2 protein-coding genes are annotated in these 2,039 nt (G+C 63.4%); one reads left to right on the plus strand and one right to left on the minus strand.

Going from position 1 to position 2,039, the window contains the following annotated elements; genetic code table 11:
* The coding region (locus PMN64_RS42745) for an AraC family ligand binding domain-containing protein (protein WP_411785102.1) at positions 1-674 on the minus strand (674 nt) is incomplete at its 3' end.
* Positions 675-859: 185 nt separating this feature from the next.
* Here PMN64_RS42745 and PMN64_RS42750 point away from each other — a divergent pair.
* The coding region (locus PMN64_RS42750) for an ABC transporter substrate-binding protein (protein ID WP_411785103.1) at positions 860-2,039 on the plus strand (1,180 nt) is incomplete at its 3' end.

Below are 2,039 nucleotides of genomic sequence, written 5' to 3' on the forward strand. Positions count from 1 at the left end.
GCCGCAAAACTCTGGCCGGTCTCGCGCCGGAACAGACGTGTCAGCGTCCGCCGGCTGAGCTGGCAGCGATCGGCCCATTCGTCGAGCGTGAGATCGGAACTCGGATCGACCAGCACGGCTTCGCAGATCGCGGCGAGCCGTGGATCGGGCGGCACCTGCACATGCAGCGACACTTCCGGCATCCTGCCGATCTCGTCGAGCAGGAAATCGACCAGCCTGCCGTCGCGTCCTTCCGGATCGTAACGGGTCGGCATGTGCACCGCTTCTTCCATCAACGCTTCGACCAGCGCGGAGACCCTGATCAGGCGGCACGTCGCCGGAGCATTCCTGATGCGGTCAGGCGTGACATAGATGGTCTGGATCTCGACCTCGCCCCAGGCCCGCGACTGGTGCGCGACGCCGGCCGGAATCCACAGACCGTGGCCGGGCGGCACGACGAAATGGCCGCGCTCGGTCATCATCGAGGTCACGCCCGCGGTCTGCAGGATGAATTGATCGCGTCGGTGCGCGTGTCGCGCGCTGGTGCTTTCGTTCGGATAGGAGGCCGCCATCGCCGCGAGCGGCCGTTCGACCTGTTGCAGCTGCCCGGCATAGTGCGCGGCCGCTGCGGGACCTGATTGCTTGCGGCAAACGCGCAAGCCGGTGGTGTCATTTCGTCGCGCTGCGACTTTCAAGTGTCGTGAGCTCCTGATCGATCGTCGTTTTCGCAGGGTGCTCATGCATCTTCCGGGCCACTTGGCCCGATCGCGATGGTTGTTGTCCCCCTTCAGGTAGCGCGGGCTATGGCGTTTGGCAACAATGCCTCACCCCGCGGCATTCGCCGAAATCGAATGTGAGAGCGCGGAGACGGAGAGGTCCGATGAACAGACGCGAATTCACCAAGGCAATGCTGGCCTGCGGTGCAGCCATCCCGTTCGGCATCACGCGGGCGGCGGGCCAGACCCGCGGTGGAACGCTCAACACCATCATCCAGCCCGAGCCGCCGGTTCTGGTGACCGCGCTGAACCAGCAGCAGCCGACCTTGACGCTCGGCGGCAAGATTTACGAAGGCCTGCTGAAATACGGCGCCGATCTCAAGCCGATGCCCGGCATGGCGCAATCGTGGGAGATCTCGCCCGACGGCCTGACCTATACGTTCAAGCTGTTTCCGGGCATCACCTTCCACGACGGCAAGCCAATGACCTCGGAGGACGTGGTCTTCAGCTGCATGAAGCTGCTGGTGGAGACGCATCCGCGCGCACGGCAAAACTTCGCACGCGTGGCGTCGGCGGAGGCGCCCGATCCGCTCACCGTGGTGTTCAAACTGAAGCAGCCGTTCGCGCCCTTCATCGGCTGCTTCGATTGCACGTCCGCCCCGATCGTGCCGAAGCACATCTATGACGGCACCGACTACCGCAAGAACCCGGAGAACGACAAGGCGATCGGCACCGGCCCCTTCAAGCTGAAGGAGTGGGTGCGCGGCTCGCATGTTCATCTCGTCCGCCACGACGGCTACTATCAAAAGGACCAGCCCTATCTCGACGAAATCGTCTACCGCGTGATTCCGGATGCGGCCTCGCGCGCGCTGGCGCTCGAGAATGGCACGGTGCAGCTCGTGCAATGGTCCGACGTCGAATTCTATGACGTCCAGCGCTTCAAGGCGCAGAAGAACCTCGAATTCACCACCAAGGGCTACGAGTATTTCGCGCCGCATCAGTGGCTCGAAATGAACAACCGCATCGCGCCGATGAACGACAAGCGGTTCCGGCAGGCGGTGATGCACCTGATCGATCGCGAGGCGTTCAGCAAGCGGGTTTATTTCGGCAATGCCAAGGTGGCGACCGGACCGATCTCGTCGAAGACGCGGTTCTACGATCCGAACGTGAAGCGCTACGAGTTTTCGGTCGACAAGGCCAAGGCCCTGCTCGACGACATGGGATTGAAGCCTGGCGCCAACGGCAAGCGCGCCGAGATCAAGTATATCGTGCCGCCCTATGGCGAGTCCTATCAGCGGGCCGGCGAATTCTTCCGCCAGAGCTTCGCGCGGGTCGGCATCGACC

The organism is Bradyrhizobium sp. UFLA01-814 (assembly GCF_046718885.1).
GTDB lineage: Bacteria > Pseudomonadota > Alphaproteobacteria > Rhizobiales > Xanthobacteraceae > Bradyrhizobium > Bradyrhizobium elkanii.